At 71.7% G+C, this 20819-nt stretch carries 17 protein-coding genes; 6 read left to right on the forward strand and 11 right to left on the reverse strand.

Annotated features, from left to right (window positions below):
• Positions 1 to 83: 83 nt before the first annotated feature.
• Entirely contained in the window at positions 84 to 725 is a 642-nt protein-coding gene (locus tag ACYUED_RS30470; RefSeq protein WP_491287176.1) for a response regulator, read from the reverse strand.
• Positions 722 to 1891: a sensor histidine kinase gene (locus ACYUED_RS30475; RefSeq protein ID WP_491287178.1), complete on the reverse strand. Its 1170-nt coding sequence runs from the start codon at positions 1889 to 1891 to the stop codon at positions 722 to 724. Before ACYUED_RS30475 ends, ACYUED_RS30470 begins: the two co-directional genes overlap by 4 nt.
• 151 nt (positions 1892 to 2042) lie before the next feature.
• Between ACYUED_RS30475 and ACYUED_RS30480 the strand changes: the two genes are divergently transcribed.
• Complete coding sequence (locus tag ACYUED_RS30480) at positions 2043 to 2621, forward strand: hypothetical protein (protein WP_491287180.1); 579 nt, start codon at positions 2043 to 2045, stop codon at positions 2619 to 2621.
• Between the two features lie 40 nt (positions 2622 to 2661).
• Here ACYUED_RS30480 and ACYUED_RS30485 read toward each other — a convergent pair whose 3' ends face one another.
• Positions 2662 to 3234: a cob(I)yrinic acid a,c-diamide adenosyltransferase gene (locus ACYUED_RS30485; protein WP_491287181.1), complete on the reverse strand. Its 573-nt coding sequence runs from the start codon at positions 3232 to 3234 to the stop codon at positions 2662 to 2664.
• A gap of 446 nt (positions 3235 to 3680) precedes the next feature.
• On the opposite strand from ACYUED_RS30485, the gene ACYUED_RS30490 reads away from it, so the two are divergent.
• The 3 genes from ACYUED_RS30490 to ACYUED_RS30500 all read left to right on the forward strand — a co-directional run bounded on the left by ACYUED_RS30490 (position 3681) and on the right by ACYUED_RS30500 (position 7878).
• Positions 3681 to 4529, forward strand: a complete 849-nt coding sequence (locus tag ACYUED_RS30490; protein ID WP_266521635.1) for a 3-hydroxyacyl-CoA dehydrogenase family protein — start codon at positions 3681 to 3683, stop codon at positions 4527 to 4529.
• Positions 4530 to 4698: 169 nt separating this feature from the next.
• Positions 4699 to 5022 carry an STAS domain-containing protein gene (locus ACYUED_RS30495; RefSeq protein WP_491287184.1) on the forward strand — a complete coding sequence of 108 codons (324 nt, stop codon included), beginning with the start codon at positions 4699 to 4701 and terminating at the stop codon, positions 5020 to 5022.
• A 267-nt stretch (positions 5023 to 5289) separates the two neighbouring features.
• A complete protein-coding gene (locus ACYUED_RS30500; RefSeq protein ID WP_491287186.1) occupies positions 5290 to 7878 on the forward strand; it encodes an ATP-binding protein in 2589 nt (862 codons plus the stop codon).
• Positions 7879 to 7962: 84 nt separating this feature from the next.
• On the opposite strand, the gene nucS is transcribed toward ACYUED_RS30500, so the two are convergent.
• Complete coding sequence (gene nucS, locus ACYUED_RS30505) at positions 7963 to 8634, reverse strand: endonuclease NucS (protein WP_266521641.1); 672 nt, start codon at positions 8632 to 8634, stop codon at positions 7963 to 7965.
• Positions 8635 to 8912: 278 nt separating this feature from the next.
• Between nucS and ACYUED_RS30510 the strand changes: the two genes are divergently transcribed.
• A complete protein-coding gene (locus ACYUED_RS30510; RefSeq protein WP_491287188.1) occupies positions 8913 to 9305 on the forward strand; it encodes an SCO5389 family protein in 393 nt (130 codons plus the stop codon).
• 81 nt (positions 9306 to 9386) lie between these two features.
• Here ACYUED_RS30510 and ACYUED_RS30515 read toward each other — a convergent pair whose 3' ends face one another.
• Positions 9387 to 10415: an LLM class flavin-dependent oxidoreductase gene (locus ACYUED_RS30515; protein ID WP_491287190.1), complete on the reverse strand. Its 1029-nt coding sequence runs from the start codon at positions 10413 to 10415 to the stop codon at positions 9387 to 9389.
• 219 nt (positions 10416 to 10634) lie between these two features.
• Between ACYUED_RS30515 and ACYUED_RS30520 the strand changes: the two genes are divergently transcribed.
• Positions 10635 to 10976 carry an Rv1322 family protein gene (locus tag ACYUED_RS30520; protein ID WP_266521647.1) on the forward strand — a complete coding sequence of 114 codons (342 nt, stop codon included), beginning with the start codon at positions 10635 to 10637 and terminating at the stop codon, positions 10974 to 10976.
• Between the two features lie 13 nt (positions 10977 to 10989).
• Here ACYUED_RS30520 and ACYUED_RS30525 read toward each other — a convergent pair whose 3' ends face one another.
• From ACYUED_RS30525 to scy, 6 genes are all read right to left on the reverse strand, one after another.
• Positions 10990 to 11865, reverse strand: coding sequence for an ABC transporter permease (locus tag ACYUED_RS30525; protein WP_491287193.1), 876 nt, complete (start codon positions 11863 to 11865; stop codon positions 10990 to 10992).
• Complete coding sequence (locus tag ACYUED_RS30530) at positions 11862 to 13106, reverse strand: ABC transporter ATP-binding protein (RefSeq protein ID WP_491287195.1); 1245 nt, start codon at positions 13104 to 13106, stop codon at positions 11862 to 11864. The genes ACYUED_RS30525 and ACYUED_RS30530 overlap by 4 nt, the downstream gene beginning before the upstream one ends.
• A 126-nt stretch (positions 13107 to 13232) precedes the next feature.
• A complete protein-coding gene (locus ACYUED_RS30535; protein ID WP_491287197.1) occupies positions 13233 to 14003 on the reverse strand; it encodes an ABC transporter permease in 771 nt (256 codons plus the stop codon).
• Positions 14004 to 14005: 2 nt separating this feature from the next.
• Positions 14006 to 14977 (reverse strand): ABC transporter ATP-binding protein, encoded by a 972-nt coding sequence (locus tag ACYUED_RS30540; protein ID WP_491287201.1) that lies wholly within the window; start codon positions 14975 to 14977, stop codon positions 14006 to 14008.
• Between the two features lie 460 nt (positions 14978 to 15437).
• Entirely contained in the window at positions 15438 to 16373 is a 936-nt protein-coding gene (locus ACYUED_RS30545) for a coiled-coil domain-containing protein (protein WP_266521657.1), read from the reverse strand.
• A 182-nt stretch (positions 16374 to 16555) separates the two neighbouring features.
• On the reverse strand, positions 16556 to 20440 hold the full coding sequence (gene scy / locus ACYUED_RS30550) for a polarized growth protein Scy (protein WP_491287203.1): 3885 nt from the start codon (positions 20438 to 20440) through the stop codon (positions 16556 to 16558).
• Between the last annotated feature and the right edge of the window lie 379 nt (positions 20441 to 20819).

Below are 20819 nucleotides of genomic sequence, written 5' to 3' on the forward strand. Positions count from 1 at the left end.
AGCCTTCACGCCCACGGTGCCGCGAGAATAGAAAGGTCTGGACCATCGGTCAAGAGGTCTGGACCACTACCCTTCGGGCGCGCTCAGATCCCCAATTCCTGCGCCAGTACCGCCGCTTGGACCCGGCTGCGCAGCTCCAGCTTCCCGAGGAGACGGCTGACGTGCGTCTTCACCGTCGCCTCCGCCATGTCGAGACGGGCGGCGATCTCGGCGTTGGACAGGCCCTCGCCGAGGCGGGACAGCACCTCGCGTTCGCGACGGGTGAGGCCGTCGAGGACGGCCGGGTCCGCGGTCGGTTCGCGTACGGGCTTGGCGGCGAACTCGGCGATCAGCCGGCGGGTGACGGCCGGAGCGATCAGACCCTCGCCGCGCGCGACGGTCCGCACCGCCTCCAACAGGTCCTTCGCTTCGGTGTTCTTGAGCAGGAATCCGGCGGCGCCCGCGCGCAGTGCCCCGAAGACGTACTCGTCGAGGTCGAAGGTGGTGAGGACGAGGACGTCGGCCAGCTCCTCGGCCACCACCTGCCGGGTCGCCGACACCCCGTCCAGGCGCGGCATCTGAACGTCCATCAGGACCAGGTCTGGGCTCAACTCCCTGGCCAGGGACACCGCCTGCTCGCCGTCCGCAGCCTCGCCCACCACCTCGATGTCGGGCGCGCTGCCCAGGATCAGGACGAGCCCGGCACGGACGGCGGACTGGTCCTCGGCGACCAGCACGCGAATCATTCGGGGTCTCCTTCGGTCACGGGAAGGGTGGCGTGCACGGCCCACAGTGCGCTCTGCGGACCGGCCTCGAACGTGCCGCCCAGCAGCGCGACCCGCTCCCTCATGCCGACAAGCCCGGCGCCCGAACCGGGGGCCCGCGGGCCGTCCCGGTGACCGTAAGCGCTGGTCACGCGGACATCGAGCACGCCGTCGCACTGGACGAGGGCCACGGCGACCGGGCCCGGGAAGGCGTGTTTGAGGGCGTTGGTCAGGGACTCCTGGACGATGCGGTAGGCGGCGAGTTCGACGGGGGCCGGGACCTGGCCGTGGTCGGTGTCGAGGTGCACGTCGAGGCCGTTGGCGCGGGCGCCGTCGACGAGAGCGCCGATCCCGTCCAGTGTGGGCACGGCGGCCGGCTCGCTGTCACCGCCGTCCCGCAGCAGGCCGATGAGCCGCCGCATCTCGGCGAGCCCGGCCACGCTGTTCTCCCGGATCACCGACAGGGCGTCCTTCGAGGTCCCCGGTCTGTCGATCGACAGCGCGGCCGTGGAGTGGATGGCGATCGCGGAGAGATGGTTGGCGACCATGTCGTGCAGTTCCCGGGCCATCCGCGCCCGTTCGGCCAGGACCGCCTGGGTGCGGTCCATCTCGGCGAGCAGCGCGGTCTGTTCGGCGCGCAGCCGGGCGGCGTCGGCCGCGTCGCGGTGGTCGCGGACGATCCAGCCGGTGGCCGCGGGCGCGAACGAGACGATGCCGATCACCACGCCGATCAGCAGCGCCTGCGGTACGCGCCACACCGCGAACGGCACCAGCGTCCCGGCCACCGTGAGCAGCCCGGTGATCCAGGGGATGCGGCGGGCCGAGGCGGGCGGGCCGTACAGGACGGCGGCGTACACGAGGTCGGTGAACATCAGGATCGTGGCCAGGTTCCCCCGGGTCACGAGGTCGGCGCAGATCGCGGCCGTCCCGGCCAGCAGGGCCGTGCGCGGGGCGGTCCGGCGCACCAGCTCGCAGCAGGCCATCACGACGAGCGGCGGCAGGACCGGCCAGGGACCGTCGAAGAGCGTGATCGGATCGCGGGACGTCCGGGTACCGAGGCCTATGCCCACCAGCAGCAGGCCACCGAGCAGCCCGCCGACGGCGACGTACACGTCGAAACGGTGCGGGCGGGGGAGTCGCAGGGCCATGGCTCCATCCAACACGCACCGCCCGCCACGCACCTGATCCCCGGGGAGGGTCCGGAACTGCATCCTTCGATGTACCGCGACCTCGTCACCGGCGACGACGGAAAGGCCCCGCCCGGCCGGGAGCCTGGAAGGACGAGGGAGGGAGCGGGTCGTGGTCGTCGGGCTGATCGTCGCGTGCGAGGTCGGGTTCTGGGTGCTGCTGGCGGCCGGGCTGGCCGTCCGCTATCTGCTGAAGTGGCGGCGCACCGGCGTGGCGCTGCTGTTGTGCGAGCCGGTGCTGGAGGTCGTCCTGTTCGTGGTGACGGCGGTGGACCTCAGAAACGGCGCCGAACCCGGCTGGGAACACGGCCTCGCCGCGCTCTACATCGGCTACACCGTGGCGTACGGCCACTACACGATCCGCTGGCTGGACGGTCACGCGGCCCATCGCCTGGCAGGCGCCCCGCGTCTGCCCCGGCCGCCGCGCTACGGCATGGCGCGCGCCCGTCACGAGGGCGCCCTGTGGCTGCGCACTCTCCTCGCGGCCGCCGTCGCCTGCGCACTACTGCAGGCCGCGATCCGGTACGTCGGCGACGGCGACACCTCGACGCTGCGCACCTTCCAGTGGGTGTCGCTGCGGGCCCTCGGCATCCACGGGCTGATCGCGCTCACGTATCTGATCTGGCCGAAGAAGCAGCCGAAGGCCGCTGCCGCCCGCCCGGAGGAGGACCGTACACCGACCGGACGATGAGCGAGGGAGGGGCGAGGGTAGGGGGCGGGAGCGCTGCGGCTCAGCGCTCCCCGCCCGGCACCCACAGGACGTCGCCGGTGTCCTTGTTGGCGGTACGGGCCAGGATGAACAGCAGGTCGGAGAGCCGGTTGAGGTAGGTCGCGGTCAGCGGGTTCATCAGCTCGCCGTGGACCTCCAGCGCCGCCCACGTGGAGCGCTCGGCCCGGCGTACGACCGTGCAGGCCTGGTGGAGCAGGGCCGCGCCCGGGGTGCCGCCCGGCAGGATGAAGGACCGCAGCTTCTCCAGCCGCTCGTTGAAGCGGTCGCAGTCCGCCTCCAGCTTGTCGACGTAGAACTGCTCGACCCGCAGCGGCGGGAACTCGGGCTTCTCCACCACCGGCGTCGACAGGTCCGCACCCACGTCGAACAGGTCGTTCTGGACGCGGGTGAGGACCTCGACGACCTCCTCGTCCAGGCCGCCCAGCGCGATCGCCGTGCCGATCACCGCGTTCGCCTCGTTGGCGTCGGCGTACGCGGAGATCCGCAGATCGGTCTTGGCGACCCGGCTCATGTCGCCGAGGGCGGTGGTGCCCCGGTCGCCGGTCCTGGTGTAGATGCGCGTCAGATTGACCATGTGGCCAGCGTAGTTACGCTCCGGCCGTCCGCCACCCGCGTGTGCCCACTGTCACGGCCCGCGCCGTGGGACCCGGGGCACACCGGGTGGGCGGGCAGCTCGGCAGGAGGTTCCGGCCAATCTCGAACGGACCCTGCGCGAGGTGAGCGGCGACGCCGCCGACGATGGGATGCGGCACCCTGATCGTGGGTCAGCTCGGCCGGGCGCAATCCGCGCAAAGTGTCACGAGAGGTACCCCTCCTCCTCGACGGCATCGGGGTGTTGTGGGGCGTGAAGGCGCCCAACTAGGCCGTCCGAGGCACGGAATGACCCGCGCCGGTGTGATGTCCGTCAGATGAGACGTGACGCGCATTACTTACCGGTCACACAGCACCGCACGAGCGCTAAGGTCCGCCGAAGAGGCAACCTGAAAAGGGTGTAAGGCGTTTCACAGGGGAGTCGCAACAGTGGCACGGAAGCTTGCCGTCATCGGCGCCGGCTTGATGGGTTCCGGTATCGCCCAGGTCTCTGCCCAGGCGGGTTGGGACGTCGTTCTGCGGGATGTCACCGACGAAGCGCTCACGCGTGGCACCGACGGCATCAAGGCCTCGTACGACAAGTTCGTCAGCAAGGGGAAGCTGGAGGCGCACGACGCCGACGCCGCCCTCGGCCGCATCACCGCGACCACCGACCTCGACGCCGCAGCCGACGCGGACGTGGTCGTGGAGGCCGTCTTCGAGAAGCTGGAGGTCAAGCACGAGATCTTCCGCGCGCTCGACAAGATCGTGCGCCCGGACACCGTGCTCGCCTCCAACACCTCCGCGATCCCGATCACCAAGATCGCGGCGGCCACCGCGCACCCCGAGCGGGTCGTCGGCGTCCACTTCTTCTCGCCGGTGCCGATGATGCAGCTCGTCGAGCTCGTCCGCGGCTACAAGACGAGCGACGAAACCCTCGCCACCGCGCGGGAGTTCGCCGAGTCGGTCGGCAAGACCTGCATCGTCGTCAACCGCGACGTCGCCGGCTTCGTGACGACCCGTCTCATCTCGGCGCTCGTCGTCGAGGCGACCAAGCTCTACGAGTCGGGCGTGGCGAGCGCCGAGGACATCGACCTCGCCTGCAAGCTCGGATTCGGTCACGCGATGGGTCCGCTGGCCACGGCGGACCTGACCGGCGTCGACATCCTGCTGCACGCCACCGGCAACATCTACACCGAGTCGCAGGACGAGAAGTTCGCGCCGCCCGAGCTGATGCGCCGGATGGTTGATGCCGGTGACATCGGACGCAAGAGCGGGCAGGGCTTCTACACGTACTGAAACACCAGTACGTACAGCCACTGACATCGCACAGACCCCGCGAGTATCACCCGCGGGGGTGAATTCGGTATCGGTTCGCTCACAGACGGCAACCTCGTCGCCGCTGAAGCAGTCAGACCTTGCACAGCCACCGTCACGGAGTACGCCACCGCACTCTCGGGGAGCGCATATGTACATCAGGGGCGACCACGTCGAGCTGGTCGTCGGGGGCCGCCTCGACGTCCGCAGCGCGGCGGACGCCCGTACGGTCCTGCACTCGGCCGTCGACGACGGAGTCGGCGACCTGGTGCTCGACCTGTCCGGACTGGACTCCTGGGACGCCACCGGGCTCGGGGTGATCATGGGTGTCCACCGGCGGGCCGGCCGCTGCGGCCGGCGTCTGGTGCTGCGCGAGGTGCCGCCACAGATGCAGCGCCTGCTGGTGGCCACCCGGCTGCACCGGATCCTGGCGATCGAGGGCGGCATCGGCGTGGAGTCGCTGCCTCGCGTGTGACCCCTTCGAACAGATGTTAACCGGGAGGCGGGGGAGTCCCGGCGCAGGTCCGCGCAGCGGTCGTCGCGTGCGATCCTCACGAGACTGTGACGTCACGCACGGCGCGGTACCCGGGGCTGTCGTAGATACTGAGCGAAGGTTTAAGGTTCGGTCGCCCGCTGCCTGACAACCCTGCAAGCGGGCCCGGACCAGAAGCGACAGCGCGGTGTGCAGCAAGGCCGGGAGGGGCTCAAGGCACACACGACGCTTTTGGGGGGCTTGAAACCTATGGACCCGAACAGCCGGGGACCCGAGGAGTACGGCCACGACGATGGGGGCACCTCCCGCTCGGGTGCATTCGACAGCGGGGGCGGCAGCTCGTCGCGCCAGCGCCCGCCCAGGGACCCCCTCACGCCGGACTTCGGACAGCACACGCCCGCACTCGCACGCACGGTGCAACTCGTCACGGGCGACTACCTGCTCACCGTCAACCCCGTCGACGGCAGCGAGATAGAGGCCTGCCCGCCGGGCGAGCGCCCGGGGCGGCCCGAGAAGTACACGACGGCCGAGCGGGCCGAGGTGGACCGCACCGCCAGGCCGCCCGTTCCGCCGGGCCCGGCCCAGCGGTCGCTGTCGCTCCTGGCGCGCCAGGAGGAGCGCGAGCGCCTGGTGCGGCTCCTCGCCCGCGGCCGCTCCGTGCGCCTCACCGGCCCCGCCGGCTCCGGCCGCACCAGCCTCCTCGACCTCGTCGCCGAGGACTGCGCGGACCTCGCCCCCGACGGCGTCGTCCGCCTGAGCGGCTTCCACCGCACGGCGATCGACCTGCTCCACGACCTCTTCTACGCCGTCTACCACGCACCCCTGCACCGTCCGGAACAGGACGAACTGCTCGCGCTGGTCCGTGACATCGGCGCGGTCGTCGTCCTGGACGACGTCGAGTTCGGCGGCGCCGGACTGGACGAGCTGCTCGACGCGACGCCCGAGTGCGCCTTCGTGATCGGCACGACGCCCGAGGTGCCCGCGCCCTCCGCCGACTCGGCCCTAGAGGAGGTCTTCCTCGGCGGTCTCGACCGCGCGGGCGGCGTGGAGCTCATCGAGCGAGCCGTCGGCCGTGTCCTCACCGAGGAGGAGGCCAACTGGACCGGTGACCTCTGGTTCGAGTCCGAGGGCCTGCCCCTGCGCTTCGTCCAGGCCGGTGCCCTGCTGCGCCAGCGCGACGAGCAGCGCTCCCGGGCCGACGCCGTCGACGAGTTCGGCGTCTTCCAGGACGCGGTTCCCGCCGACGCCCCCTCCGGCACACTGTTCGAGACGTCCCTCGACGGCGAGGACGACGCAGACGTACCCCTGCCGTCACTCGGCGAGGCCGCGGCCCCCGCCCCGCTGCTGGCCTCGCGGCTCAGCGACTCGGCGCGTGCCACCCTGCGGTTCGCCGTCGCGCTCGGCGGTGAGGTGCCGCACCAGGCCCATCTGCCCGCGCTGGTCGGCGACACCCACGCCGACGCCGCCCTCGGCGAACTGGCCTCCTGCGGTCTGGTCTCCCCCGTCGGCTCCCGCTACCGGCTCGCGGCCGGGGTCCTCACCCAGCTCGTGGCCGCCGGATACGTCGACGACGTCGACGCACGGGCCCTGTCCGCCGCCCAGCACTACGCCTGGTGGGCCGGGCACCCGTCGGTCACCCCGGAGCGCGTGTGCGCCGAGGCCGACGCCCTGCTCGCCGCCCTCGACGTCCTGGTGCCGGGCACGACGGCGCCGGCCGAGGGCGAGGAGAGCGTCACCGTGCAGCTGGCCCGCACGGCGGCGCCGGCCTTCGCCGCGGGTCTGCACTGGAACGCCTGGGAGCGGACACTGCGGCTCGGCGCCGAGGCCTCCCGGCTCGCCGGCGAGGTGTCCGAACAGGCCTACTTCCACCACGAGTTGGGCATCCTCGCGATCTGCGGCGGACAGCTCGACCGGGCCCGCGCCGAGCTGGAGACCTCCATCGGCCTGCGCGGGGCACTCGCCGACAAGCGCGGCACCGTGGCGGGCCGCCGCGCCCTCGCCCTGGTCGCCGACCGCTCCGGCACGACGCCGGGGCTCGGCTCGACAGCGGGCGAGGAGGTCCCGGACGCGCGCTACGAGGAGTCGCAGTCGCCGCCCCGGGGAATCCCGGCCGCGCTGCCGGGCGGGCCGCCGCCCGGTGACGCCTCGACCCTGGTCGTCCACCGGGGCATGTCCGGCCCGACGCCCAAGCCCTACCGGGCCGGCATCCGGGGCCTGGCCCGGCGCAACCTCGTCGCGGCCGGTGCGGGCGCGCTGCTCGCCGCCGTGCTCGGCACGGTTGTGACGCTCGGCGCGACCTCGAACAACGACGCCAACAACCCGTCCGACAAGGTCGGCGTCAACCCGTCAGCCAGCCAGGGCGCCGAGGACGGCAGCCTGGGCGCCGACAAGCCGAAGAGCGGCACCGGCGACACCGGCACCGCGACGAGCCGCCCGACGGACCCGGGCCCCGACGGCACGTACGGCACCTCCGACGACCCGACACCGCCGCCCGACACCCGGCGGCCCTCCGACGACCCGAGCGGCACGAAGGGTTCGGGAGGCGGTCCGTCGCACTCGCCGTCCAAGTCGCCGACGACGAAGCCGTCCACCTCGGGGACGCCGACCAAGCCGCCGACGACGCCTCCGACCACGCCGTCGTCTCCGCCGCCGACGACACCGACGACATCGCCGTCTCCGTCCGACCCGCCTACGACGAGCCCGTCCACCTCCGACTCGGCCAGCGGACCGGCGTCCAGTGCCCCGGCGTCCTCCGGCGCCCCGGCCCAGACGAGCAGTTCCGCGAGCGCGCCGACGAGCAGCAGTGCGGGAACGCCCAGTTCCGGCGCCGTGATCTGAGGTTCCGCGCAGATGACGAGGGCCGGGTCCGTCTCACGGACCCGGCCCTCACCGTCGTAGAACCGCCTTTTTGCCTGCTGTCTTTCAGAACAGCCGGAGCTTGTCGTCCTCGATGCCCCTCATGGCGTTGTAGTCCAGCACCGTGCATCCGATGCCGCGGTCCGTGGCGAGGACGCGGGCCTGGGGCTTGATCTCCTGGGCCGCGAAGACGCCGCGGACCGGGGCGAGATGGGGATCGCGGTTCAGTAGCTCCAGGTAGCGGGTGAGCTGCTCCACGCCGTCGATCTCGCCGCGCCGCTTGATCTCGACCGCGACGGTCCGTCCCTCGGCGTCCCGGCACAGGATGTCGACCGGGCCGATGGCCGTCATGTACTCGCGGCGGATGAGCGTGTAACCGTCGCCGAGGGTCTCGATGCGGTCGGCGAGCAGCTCCTGCAGGTGTGCTTCCACGCCGTCCTTGATCAGGCCGGGATCCACACCCAGTTCGTGCGAGGAGTCGTGGAGGACTTCCTCCATCGTGATGATCAGCTTCTCGCCCGCCTTGTTGATGACGGTCCAGACGCCGTCCTCGTCGCCGGAACCCTCCTTCAGGGTGCAGGGCGGCGACATCCAGTTCAGGGGCTTGTAGGCGCGGTCGTCCGCGTGGATCGACACGCTGCCGTCCGCCTTCACCAGGATCAGGCGGGGCGCCGAGGGGAGATGGGCGGTGAGCCGGCCCGCGTAGTCGACGGAGCATCGGGCAATGACGAGACGCATGGTCGGCAACGCTACTCGACGGGTGCGGGTCGACGCGATTCGCGTCGGCAGAGCGCCCCTGTTGTCCCGGAAGACCCGAGACAACCCTTGTTCATTTGTGGCTGATTGTGCGCCCAATGAGTGCTCTCCATGTACGCATTTTTGTGGTGCGGTCACCGTCCGTTGCTTACCGTAGTAAACGGGAGGTCGCGAGTCGGGTACTGAGCGTGTTCGGTATCGCGAACCCCCCTATCTGTCCGGCAACCCCTGTCGACCACGGGGGTGCGAGAGGAGAACCCATGTCGCTCGACGTCTCACCGGCCCTACTCGAAAAGGCCGAGCGAGGCGAGGTCGACGAAGCCCAATTCGTCGACTGCGTCCGGACCTCCCTGCCCTACGCATGGGAGATGATCAGCTCCCTGGTGGCCCAGCTGAAGGTCGACGGCGGCAACTTCGCCGACAACCAGACGCCCCCGCCGGACGAGCAGGCACGCGGACAACTGCTGCGTGCGCTCGCGAGCGACGCCATACGCGGAGCGCTGCAAAGGCACTTCGGTGTGCGGCTGGCCTTCCAGAACTGCCACCGCGTGGCGGTGTTCCCGCTGGACGCCTCGGTCGACGAGACGCTGGCCCGCTTCACCTCGGTCCGCAGTCAGCTGCTCAACCAGTCCCCGGAGTTCCGGGACTGCTGAGAAGCAGGCCGCTTGCTTGCCGCTCCGTACGCGGGAGGTGTGTCAGTACTGGGGCGGCAAGCTCCTTGCAGTGCAGGCCCGTCAACCGAGGTGCGGGAGCACCTCGGCACCCAGCCGCCGTACATTCTCCTCGGTGGCCGCCAGGTCCCCCGAGCCCTCGACGAGCAGCGCGAAGCGGGAGATGCCGGTCCGCTCGCTGGTCGCCGCGAGCCGGTCGGCGCACAGGCGCGGGGTGCCCACCGGGTGCAGCCCGCAGAGCAGTTCGGTGTAGGCGAGCGGGTCGCGCATCTGCCGGCTCCGGCCGTCGACCGTGACATGTGCTTCGAGTCCCTGCTTCAGCCAGCCCGGCATCGCCTTCGTCAGTGCCTCCACCGCGTCCGTACGCCGGTCCGCGATCTGGCAGACGCCGGCCGAGACATGGGCCGCGCCGAGGACCTCGTCCGCCGGATGCCCGGCGGCGCGCGCCAACTGCCGCCACAGGGCGACCATCTCGGCCTTCTCCTCGTCGCCCACATGCATCCCGAGGAGCATCGGCAGCCCGCGCTCGGCGGCCGTCCGTACGCTCGACGGCGAGGTGCACGCGACGACGACCTCGGGGCCCGCCGTGTCCGTCAGGGACTCCGACGGCCTTGGTACGACGGGGACTTCACGGAAGGCGAAGCGATCCCCGGCCGCCGCGACCGACGGCTCGCGCAGCCAGCGAACCAGCAGATCGAGTGATTCCGGGAACCCCTTCTCGTACGCCTCGATGCCTGACCCGAACACCTCCAGATCGACCCACGGCCCGCCCCGCCCCACGCCCAGCGAGAAGCGCCCGCCGGAGGTGATGTGCAGCAGCGCGGCCTGCTCGCCGACCGACACCGGGTGGGAGGTGGGGAGCACGGTCACCGCCGTGCCCACCCGGATCCGGCGGGTGCGGCCGAGCAGTAACGCCGCCAGGGTGATCGCCGACGGGCAGGTCCCGTAGGGCACGAAGTGGTGCTCGGCCAGCCAGACCGAATCCAGACCGGCTTCTTCGGCGATCTCGGCCGAGCGGACCGCGCGGTGCAGCGCCTCCCCCTGGCCCTGCCCCGGGAACTGGGCCGCCAACACGAAACTTCCCACGTGCATCGCTTTTCCTGCTTCCTTGGCCCCGACGCGGAGCTCCCCCACCCGCATAACCGTCTGACACGTGCCGAGGACACGGCCTGGCAAAGGGATTTGCGGATTGTCTGCAGAATCGGCCCTCGCGGCGGGGCCGGCGCCGACCTGTCCTCTACGCGTACCCCCGTCCGCGCCCCGTAGGCTGGACAGGACCCGTGCTTCCTGTATAGCCCCGTGAGGTGTCCCGTGTCCCCGCGTCGCAACCGACCCAAGGGAGCCGACCCGTCGGACTCGTCCGGCCGGAGCGCCGAGGACGACCGCCCCGGCCGCTACGGCGGCTGGCAGTCGACGGAGAGCTGGCAGGGCGAGGAGTGGAGCGTGCGGCACGTCGCGGGCGCCAGCGCGCAGGGCAAGACCTACCGCTGCCCCGGCTGCGAGCAGATGATCCCCTCCGGCGTCCCGCATGTCGTGGCCTGGCCGGAGCACTCGGGCGTCGACGACCGCCGCCACTGGCACAAGGCGTGCTGGAACGCGAAGGACCGCCGCACCACGCGGGTGCAGCGGTCCCGTAACGCGCCGAGGTTCTGAACGGGGCCAGAGGCTAGACGTCGCGCTTCTGCAGCAGCACGACCGCGCCGGCGAACGCGGCGGCCGTCACTCCCAGGGCGATCCACAGCGGGTCCCAGCCGGTCGGGCCCGAGTTGCTGAGCGACGTGGTGTAGAAGGCGCCGAGCTGGTTCGGGATCGAGTAGTCGAACAGCGCCTGGCGCAGGTCCTCCAGCGCCGACGAGAACATGAACAGCGCGATCACCAGCGGCGCCAGCACGAGGCCGATCATGAGGGTGATGGCGCCCGCCGAGTGCCTGATGATCGAGCCGACGACGAGCGAGAGCAGGCCGAGCAGCGCGATGTAGAGCGAGATGCCGAGCGTGCCCTTCAGCCACTCACCGCCGGACGGCTCCTTGGCGCCGTCCAGCATGCCCACGTCCGCGAGGGCGACGAGGAGCACCGACACGAACGTCACGGTGAACGCCACCGAGAAGAACACGATCGCCTTCGCCGCCAGCACCCGGCCCCGGGAGGGGCACGCGGTCATCGTGGTCCGGATCATGCCGGTGCCGTACTCCGACGCCGTGGTCAGCACGCCGAGCGTGATGATGCACATGCTGCCCAGCAGCAGCCCGAAGACACCGAAGGACAGCGGGTTGTCGCCGGACAGATCGGTCTCGTCCGCGTTGGCGGAGACCAGCGTGGCCACCAGCATTCCGATGCCGACGACGAGCAGCACGAACACGCCGAGCGTCCACATCGTGGAGCGCACCGACCTGATCTTCGTCCACTCCGAGGCGATCACGTGCCCGAGGTGCGTGCGCACGACGGGGATCGGCGAGGTGTAGGTGGGATACGACGAACCGGGCGCGCCCGCCTGCCAGTTGGGTGCGGCGGTCTGCGGCATCGGGGGCTGGGGCGTGCTCATCGGGCGTCCTCGGGCTTGGTCAGGTCGGCGGGGGCGGCCGCGGGGGCCTGGGGCGCCTGGGGCGCCGACTGGGCGTACGGGTTGGCCGGGCCCGCCGCAGGCGCGCCGGGGGCTCCGTAGGGGGCCGCAGAGGGCTGCCCGGAGCCGTACGGGCCGGCGGGCGCCGCACCCTGCGGGCCCGGGCCGCCCTGTGGCATCGCGAAGGCCTGGCCGCTCTGCTGGGGCGGCGGCGGGGCGTACCAGTCGGGCTGGCCCTGCCCCGGCACCGGCATCGGCGGCTGCGCACCGGGCGGCAGGGGCTGCATCAGCCCGGCCTTCTGGTCGATCGTCGAGCGGTAGTCGACGGCTCCCTGCGTCATCCGCATGTACGCCTCCTCCAGCGAGGCCTGGTGCGGCGACAGCTCCCACAGTCGTACGTCGCTGTCGTGCGCGATGTCGCTGATGCGGGGGAGCGGCAGTCCCGTGATGCGCAGGGCGCCGTCCTGCTCGGGCAGCACGTGCCCGCCCGCCTCGGTCAGCGCGGACGTCAGCTTCTCGCGCAGCTGCGGCTCGGTGTCCGGCGTGCGCACGCGCGCGAAGTCGGCCGAGTTCGCCGAGATGAAGTCCTTGACGCTCATGTCGGCCAGCAGCTGACCGCGGCCGATCACGATCAGCTGGTCGGCGGTGAGAGCCATCTCACTCATCAGGTGGGAGGAGACGAAGACCGTACGCCCCTCCGCCGCGAGCGCCTTCATGAGGTTGCGCACCCAGAGGATGCCCTCGGGGTCGAGGCCGTTGACCGGCTCGTCGAACAGCAGCACCTGCGGGTCGCCGAGGAGCGCGGCGGCGATGCCCAGGCGCTGCCCCATGCCGAGGGAGAAGCCCTTGGAGCGCCTCCTGGCCACATCCTGGAGGCCGACCACGCCCAGTACCTCGTCGACCCGGCGCGCCGGGATCCCGGACAGCTGGGCCAGGCACAGCAGGTGGTTGCGGGCCGACCGCCCGCCGTGCACGGCCTTGGCGTCGAGCAGGGCACCCACCTGGCGGGGAGCGTTGGGCAGCCTGGGGTACGGGTATCCGCCGATCGTCACCTGCCCCGCGGTGGGGTTGTCCAGGCCGAGGATCATGCGCATCGTCGTCGACTTGCCGGAACCGTTGGGTCCCAGGAAGCCGGTGACGGCGCCGGGCCGCACCTGGAAGGAGAGGTTGTACACGGCGGTCTTGTCGCCGTAGCGCTTGGTCAGGCCGACAGCCTCGATCATGCTCCGCACCCATCGAAAGGATCAGGACAGCAGGGCACACGCCCCCGTAAGGGTTAGGAGGATATCGAGGCGCTGACGGTTCCGCTCAAGAGGAAGTAAAAGACCAGCCCCCGCTTACGTCTTCGCTCACGCGTCCCGCCTCTTCAGCAACACGTATCCGCCGAACAGTGCGGCGAGGGCCCACAGCACCATGATCCCGAGTCCGCCCCAGGGGCCGTAGGGAGTGTCGTCGTCGATCGGCGTGACCACCTGCATGATCTTGCTGCCGGCCTGGTCGGGCAGGAACCGGCCGATCTTCTTCGTCGCGTCGACGTTGCCCAGGATGTTGGAGATCAGGAAGAAGAACGGCATCAGGATGCCCAGCGACAGCATCGGTGAGCGCAGCATCGCGGCGACGCCCATCGAGAACACCGCGATGAGGGTCATGTAGACACCGCCGCCGATCACGGCGCGCAGGACGTGCGGATCGCCGATGGCGGCCCGGTGCGAGCCGAGCATCGCCTGCCCGAGGAAGAAGGCGACGAAGCTGGTGACCATGCCGACGGCGAGGGCGAGGCCGGTCGCCACGGCGATCTTGCTGAACAGGAACGCGCCGCGCTGGGGGACTGCGGCCAGTGAGGTGCGGATCATGCCGGTGCTGTACTCGTTCGAGACGACCAGCACGCCGAACACGATCATGGCGAGCTGACCGAGGCTCATGCCGGCGAAACTGATGAACGTCGGGTCGAAGGAGAGCCGGTCCTGCCGGCTCATGTTGTCGAACTCGTGCCCGGACAGCGCCGAGATGAGCATGCCGAGCGCGACGGTGACGACCACGGAGAGGGAGAGCGTCCACACCGTGGACGCCACCGACCGGATCTTGGTCCACTCGGACCGTACGACCTGGATCGCCGCCATGCTCAGCTCCTCTTCCAGTCCTCGCCCCAGCGCGGCCGCTCAGGGGGCGCCGGCGCCTCGTGGGGTGTGTCGGCGTGTGCGTGGTACTCCACCGACTCCGCGGTCAGCTGCATGAACGCCTCCTCCAGGGAGGCCTGCTGGGGGCTCAGCTCGTGCAGCACGAGCTGGTGCTCCGCGGCCAGCTCGCCGATCTGCTCGGCCTTGCCGCCGTCCACCTCCAGCACGCCGCTGCCGGACTCGATGACGGTGACCCCGGCCTCGTGCAGCACGTCGAGCAGCCGCTCGCGCTGCGGGGAGCGGATGCGGATGTACGACCGTGAGTTCCGCTCGATGAAGTCGGCCATGGACGTATCGGCGAGCAGCCGCCCCTGTCCGATGACCACGAGGTGCTCGGCGGTCAGCGCCATCTCGCTCATGAGGTGGGAGGAGACGAAGACCGTACGGCCCTGCGCCGCGAGCGATTTCATCAGGTTGCGGATCCAGTGGATGCCCTCGGGGTCGAGGCCGTTGACCGGCTCGTCGAACATCAGGATCCGCGGGTCGCCCAGCAGCGCCCCGGCGATCCCGAGTCGTTGTCCCATGCCGAGCGAGAACCCCTTGGCCTTCCTCTTCGCCACCGCCGTGAGGCCCACGGTGTCCAGGACCTCGGCCACCCGCCGCTTCGGGATGCCGTTGCTCTGGGCCAGGCACAGCAGATGGTTGAAGGCGCTGCGGCCGCCGTGCATGGCCTTGGCGTCCAGCAGGGCGCCGATGTACTTCAGGGGTTCCCTGAGACGGTCGTAGTGCTTTCCGTCGATACGGACGTCCCCTGCGGTGGGCCGGTCGAGCCCGAGCATCATGCGCATCGTCGTCGACTTGCCGGCCCCGTTCGGCCCGAGGAAACCGGTCACCAGGCCGGGTCTGACGGTGAACGTGAGGTTGTTGACCGCCAGCTTCTCGCCGTAGCGCTTGGTCAGGCCCTCGAGCTCGATCATGCGGCCACGCTAAGACGCCGGTTGGGCCCCTGCCACCCGGGCAGGCAACCGGGCGGAAGCCGGGGCGGTCGACAACAGGCCCGCCCTCGCGACCGGGCAGGGGCGGGGGCTAGGCGGTCGGTGAGCGGGCCTGGCGTCGGTGTCAGGTGCGCGCCGACGTCCTGCGGGACGAGCAGGGGCACGGCCGCGATCACGCCCTCGTGCCGCACCTGCCGGCAGGAGAGGGGCAGCAGGAACATCCCGCCTCGCGGCCTCAGCCCGCCGCCGGGGCGGATCCGTCGCTCGCCGGGTCCCGGACGCCGGATCCCGCGCAGGACGGGCCTGCCGTCCCGCGGACGACGGCGGAGCGGCCGCGGGACATCCGCCAGGACGTCCGCCACGGGGCGCCGAAGGGAGGCCGGGCAGGCCAGAGGCCCGCACCTTCGGGGGAGACGGTGCGGGCCTCTGATCGTGCTGCTGGTTACCGGGACTGCTGCGCCGGAACTCCACGGGAGATCGGCTCGTCCTCGGCCGGCGAACCGGCGGCGGCCACCGCGGCGCCCGTGAGCGTCGCGAGCATCTCGCGGACGTTCGTCAGCTGGGCGTTGATGCTGTCGCGGCGGTTGGTGAGGGCGGCCAGCTCGCGCTCGGATTCCGAACGGATCCGGTCGGCCTTGGCGTTGGCGTCGGCCACGATGTCCTCGGCCTGGCGCTGAGCCGTCTCCACCGTCTGGCGGGCGCGGCGCTCGGCGTCCGTGCGCAGCTTCTCCGCCTCGAGGCGCAGCTGCTCCGCGCGGTGCTCGATCTCCGCGAGACGCTTCTCCGCCTTCTGCTGACGCGACGCGAGGTCGCGCTCGGACTGCTCGCGGCGCTTGGCGAGGTTCGTCTCGAAGTCGGCGGCGGCCTGCGCGGCCTTGGCGCGGGTCTCCTCGAAGAGGGCGTCGGCCTCCTCGCGCTTGGACTGCGCGTCCTTCTGTGCCTCGGAACGCAGCTGAGAGGCGTCGCTCTTGGCCTTCTCGACGATGCGGACGCCCTCGTCCTCGGCCTTGGACTTGCGCTCCGCAGCGAACGATTCTGCGTCGTTGCGGACCTGCTGGGCCGCCGACTCCGCGAGCTCGCGGTGCTGTTCGGCCGCGCGACGGGCCTCCTCGCGCAGATCCTTGGCCTCCTCCTCGGCGAGGCGGAGAATCTTCTCGACACGCGCGCCGAGGCCGGCGTACGAGGGCTCCGCGTCGGTCACCTGGGCCTGGGCGTTCTGCGTTTCGAGGTGGAGTTCCTCGATGCGCTTTTCCAGGGCGGTGATACGGGCCAGAGCGCTGTCACGGTCGGAGACGAGCTTCGAGATGCGTTCGTCCACCTGAGCGCGGTCGTACCCACGCCGCACAAGCTCGAAGCCGTAGGGGGAAGTGTCGCTCATGGGGTTCCTGTCAAATGAGACCGGTGAGGTGATAGGGGAATCCTAGGGGCCGAAGCGGTGTGTCATCGAGCGGATACGTGTTTGATCTGGAGAATGACACCCCTTTTGGGTGGCTGACCGCGGGACGGCTTGCCAAAAACTTGGTCAAAGGCCCCAGACAGCGTCGGTTGCGGACCTGTCGATCAGCTGTCCGACGGCTTACCCGAACGAGGGGCGCCGACCGTGACGCCCGCCTTGACGCCGCCGTCCTTGCCCGCCGTTGGGGTCTCGAAAGACTCCAACGCCTCCAGGACGTCCTGGACACGGGAGATCTCGGCATTGATGTCCTCGCGCCGGCGCACCAGGATCTCCAGCTCCCGCTTGCCTTCCTCGACGGTGCGCCGGGCCTCGCGGATCGCCTCGGCCTTGAGCTCCTCGGCCTCCCGCACGAGCGCCGCCTTCTTCAGCTCGGCCTCCTTCAGGAGCCCCTCGGCCTTCTTCACGGCGGCGATACGGACCTTGCCCGCCTCGGAGTTCGCCTCCGAGACCAGCTCCTTGGCCTTCGCCTGTGCCTTGGCCAGCTGCTCCTCGGCGGCCTTGATGAGCGCGTCGCAGCGGTCGCCCGTGGACTTCATCGTCTCGGCGGACTCGCGCCGGGCCCGCTCGTGCAGCGCCTCGATCTCGCCGGTGATCCGGTCGCGCAGCTCCTCCGCGCGCTCCCGGATCTGCGTGGCGTCCCGGCGGGCGCCGACGAGCAGCTCGTCGGCGTCCGTACGGGCCTTCTCCACCCGCGAGTTGCCCTCGATCGTGGCCGCCGACACCAGGCGGTCCGCCTCCGTGCGGGCCGCGCCCACCATGGAGTCGGCCTGCGCCTCGGCGTCGGCGGTGGTCTTGTGGGCCTGCTGCTGTGCCTCGGTGAGCAGCTTGTCGGCCTCGGCCGTGGTCTCCGTGATGAGCGTGTCGACCTGCTCGGCCACGTCCGAGCGCCGTTTGTTGGCGTCCCTGCGGGCCTCGTCGAGGGTCCGGTCGGCTTCCTCGCGCGCCGCGTTGACCAGCCGCTCGGCCTCCGCAGCCGCCCCGGCCTTGACGCGCTCGGACTCGCCGCGCACCCGCTCGGCGTGCTGCTGCGCGGAGCCGACCGTCTCGGCGGCCTCGGCCCGCAGCCGCTCCGCGTCCCCGGCGGCGTCCGCGATGAGCTTCTCGGCCTTGGTGACCGCCTCGGCCCGCACCCGCTCGGCCTCGGCAACCGTGTCGGAACGCAGCCGGTCGGTGTCCGCGACCGTCTCCGTCGTGAGCCGCTCCGCCTCGCTGCGTGCCTCGGTGATGAGGGTGTCCGCCTGGGTGGCGGCGTCCGACCGGATGCGGTTGGCGTCTTCGCGGGCGTCCGCCCGGGTGCGCGCCGCCGCCTGGTCGGACTCGGCGATCGCGTCGGACGCCTCCGTACGCACCCGCTGTGCGTATTCGGCGGCCTCCGAGCGCAGCCGCTCGGACTCCGCGATCGCCTCCGAAACCGTGCGCTCCGCGAGCGACTTGGCGGCGTCCGTCTCCTCCCTCGCCTGGCGCCGGATCCGGCCCGCGTCCTCGGACGCCCGCTCCCGCTCGGAGTAGGCGTCGGCACGGACCCGGTCCGATTCCTCCTGCGCCTCGCGCCGGGTGTGGTCCGCCGCGTGCTCGGCGGCGCTGCGCAGCCCGGTGATCTCCTCCTGGGCCTGCTCGTGCAGCCCGGCCACGGAGTCCCGTACCTGCTGGGCGTGTTGCTCGGCGGCCGACACCATCTCGTTCGCGCGCCGGTCGGCCTCCTCGACCAGCCGGACCGCCTCGGCCTGTGCCTCCTCGACGCGGTTGCGCGCCGATGCCAGCAGCTCCTCGCTCTGCTCGCGGGCCCGCTCGCGCTCCTGGTCGGCCTCGGCGCGCGCGGCGCCGAGGGTCTCCTCGGCCTCGCGACGGCGCCGGCCGGCCTCCTCCTGCGCGGCGGCCAGCGTCTCCGAGGCCTCCGTGCCGAGCCGCTCGGCGGCGGCCTGCGCCTCCGCCCGGACCCGGTCGGCGGTGTCCAGGGCCTCCGACTTCAGCCGCTCGGCCTCGGCCGCGGCCTCCGACCGCAGGCGTACGGCGACGGCCTCGCTCTCGGCACGCGAGGCGGACGCGTCCGACGCGGCCTCGTCGCGCAGCCGGTCGGCCTCCGCCTCGGCCTGCTGCTGCAGGGTGCGGATCCGTTCGGCGGCCTCGGCGCGCAGCCGGTCGGCCTCCTCGGCGGCCTCGCGGCGGATGCGCGACGCCTCCTCGCGGGCCTCGGTCAGCGCCCGCTCGGCGGCGGCGAGCCGGTCCGCGGTCTCCGCGTGCAGCCGCGTCAGCTCCTCGGCGGCCTCCGCGCGGCGTGCCTCTATGGCCCGCTCGGTCTCCTCGTGCAGCTCGCGCGCGGCCTGCTCGGCGTCGGCCTTGATGCCCTCGGCCTGCTCGACGACCTCCTCGCGGTGCCGCTCGGCCTCCTGCCGGGTGCGCTGCAGCGTCTCCTCGGCCTGCCGGCGCAGCGTGGTCGCCCGCTCGATGGCCTCCGTGCGGACCTTCTCGCTGTCCGTGGTGGCCTTCTGGCGCAGCTCGTCCGCGTCCTGCTTGGCCTTCGCCAGCAGCTCCTCGGCGGTCTTGGCCGCCTCCTCGATCTGCTGGACGGCCTCCTTGCGGGCCTCCGCGCGGATCTTCTCGCCCTCGGCGACCGCGTCGGCACGCAGCTGCTCGGCCTCGCCGCGCAGCCGGCGCGCCTCCTCCTGAAGCTCGACCGTCTTGGCGCGGTACTCCTTGGTGTCGTCCTTCGCCGAGCCCTTGAGCTGTTCGGCGATGTCGTGCGCCTCGGCGCGCAGCCGGTCGGCCTCGGTCTCCGCCTCGCGGCGGATCCGCTCGGCCTCCTCGGCGGCCGCCTTGGTGGTGTTCTGCGCGTCCTCCTGCGCCTTGTTGAGGACGTCCTCGGCGGTCTTGGCCGCCTTCGACAGCTGGGTCGCGCTCTCCTCGGCAGTGAGCGTGCGGGCCTTCTCGGCGGCCTCCGCGACGATCCGCTCGGCCTCCGCGCGGGCGTCCGCGACGGCCTGCTCGGCGTCCGACCTGGTGGCCTCCGCCTCCTTGGTGGCCTCCTCGACCAGCCGGGCGACCTGTTCCTTCGCCGTACGCGTGCGCTGTTCGTTCGCCGACTCGGCGCTCGTGAGGGCCTTCTCGGCTGCCGCCGTGGCCTCGGTGACGAGCTTGTCGGCCTCGGCCTGCGCCTTGCGCAGCGCCTCCTCGGCCTCCGTCATGCGCTGCTCGGCGGTCCGGCTCAGCTCCTGCGCCTGGCGGCGGGCGGAGTCCGACTCCGAGACGGTGGAGGTGCGCAGCTGCTCCGCGTGGTCGGTGGCCTCCTGGGCCTGTGTGGACGCGGCGTTCAGCAGCCGCTCGGCGTCCGTACGGGCCCTGAGCAGCAGCTGCTCGGCCTCCGCGCGGGCCGCTTCGGCGTCGGCCTCAAGGCGCTGCCGGGCCTCGGTCGCGACCCGCTCGGCCTCGGCGCGCGCGGCGGCCATGGCCTGCTCGGCCTCGGCGCGGGACTCGTCCAGGAGCCGGCGGGCCTGGGACTCCGAGCGGGCGCGTAGTTGCTCCGCCCATGCCACGTTCTCGTTGACGTGCGACTCGACGGTCTGCCGGCGCTCCGACAGCTCCTGGTCGAGCTGCTGGCGCCGGGTGACCGCCTCCTGGTGCAGCTCCGCCTGCAGCCGGGCCGCGTTCTCCGCGTGTTCCTGGAGGATGCGCTGGGTCTGTGCCCGCGCCTGGCTCAGCTCGCGCTCGGCGTCCTGGCGCAGCTGGTCGGCCTGGACCTGCGCGTTGCGCAGCAACTGCTCGGCCTGGTAGCCGATGTCGCCGCCACCGGCGTCGTAGGAGGGCCGGGACATGATGGTGCGGCGCGCCTCGTGCAGCTTGGCGCGCAGCACCTCGACCTGGTAGCCGAGGTCCTCGGCGTGCTGGATCGCCTTTTCCCGCTCGGTCTTCAGCCGCTCCATCTCGGCCTCGAACCGAGAGAGGTGGTCGACGTCAGCCGCCGGCTCTCGCTCCTGGCGTTCGTAGCCCCGCACTGCGCGGTCCCATCCGTCCCCTGGTCGCAAGTCTGGCCATACGAGCTCCGTCCATCCGCCGAACGGGGCCCCCGGGGAATGGTGTCAGATCAACGGCGGAGCACGGGCTGCTGCCCCGACGCCCGCCCCCCGAAACCCGGTCCCCGGCGGTCCCGGCGCAGAGGTGGCGTCGTCCGCCCGGAGGGCGGGCCGCGCGACATCCGGCGCGTGCGATCGCAAGGCGCCGGAAGGTCCTCGTGGCGGGGAGCCACCAGGGCCTTTCGGCAGCGCGGCGAGCGTGCGTGCCAGGCGTCGCACGGCAGGCGCCACCTCTGACGCCAGGACCGGGTCACCCCCCAAGAAGCGGCGACCACCCCCAACCCTACCGGCCCATATGTAC

It is taken from the genome of Streptomyces sp. DF42 (assembly GCF_058267695.1).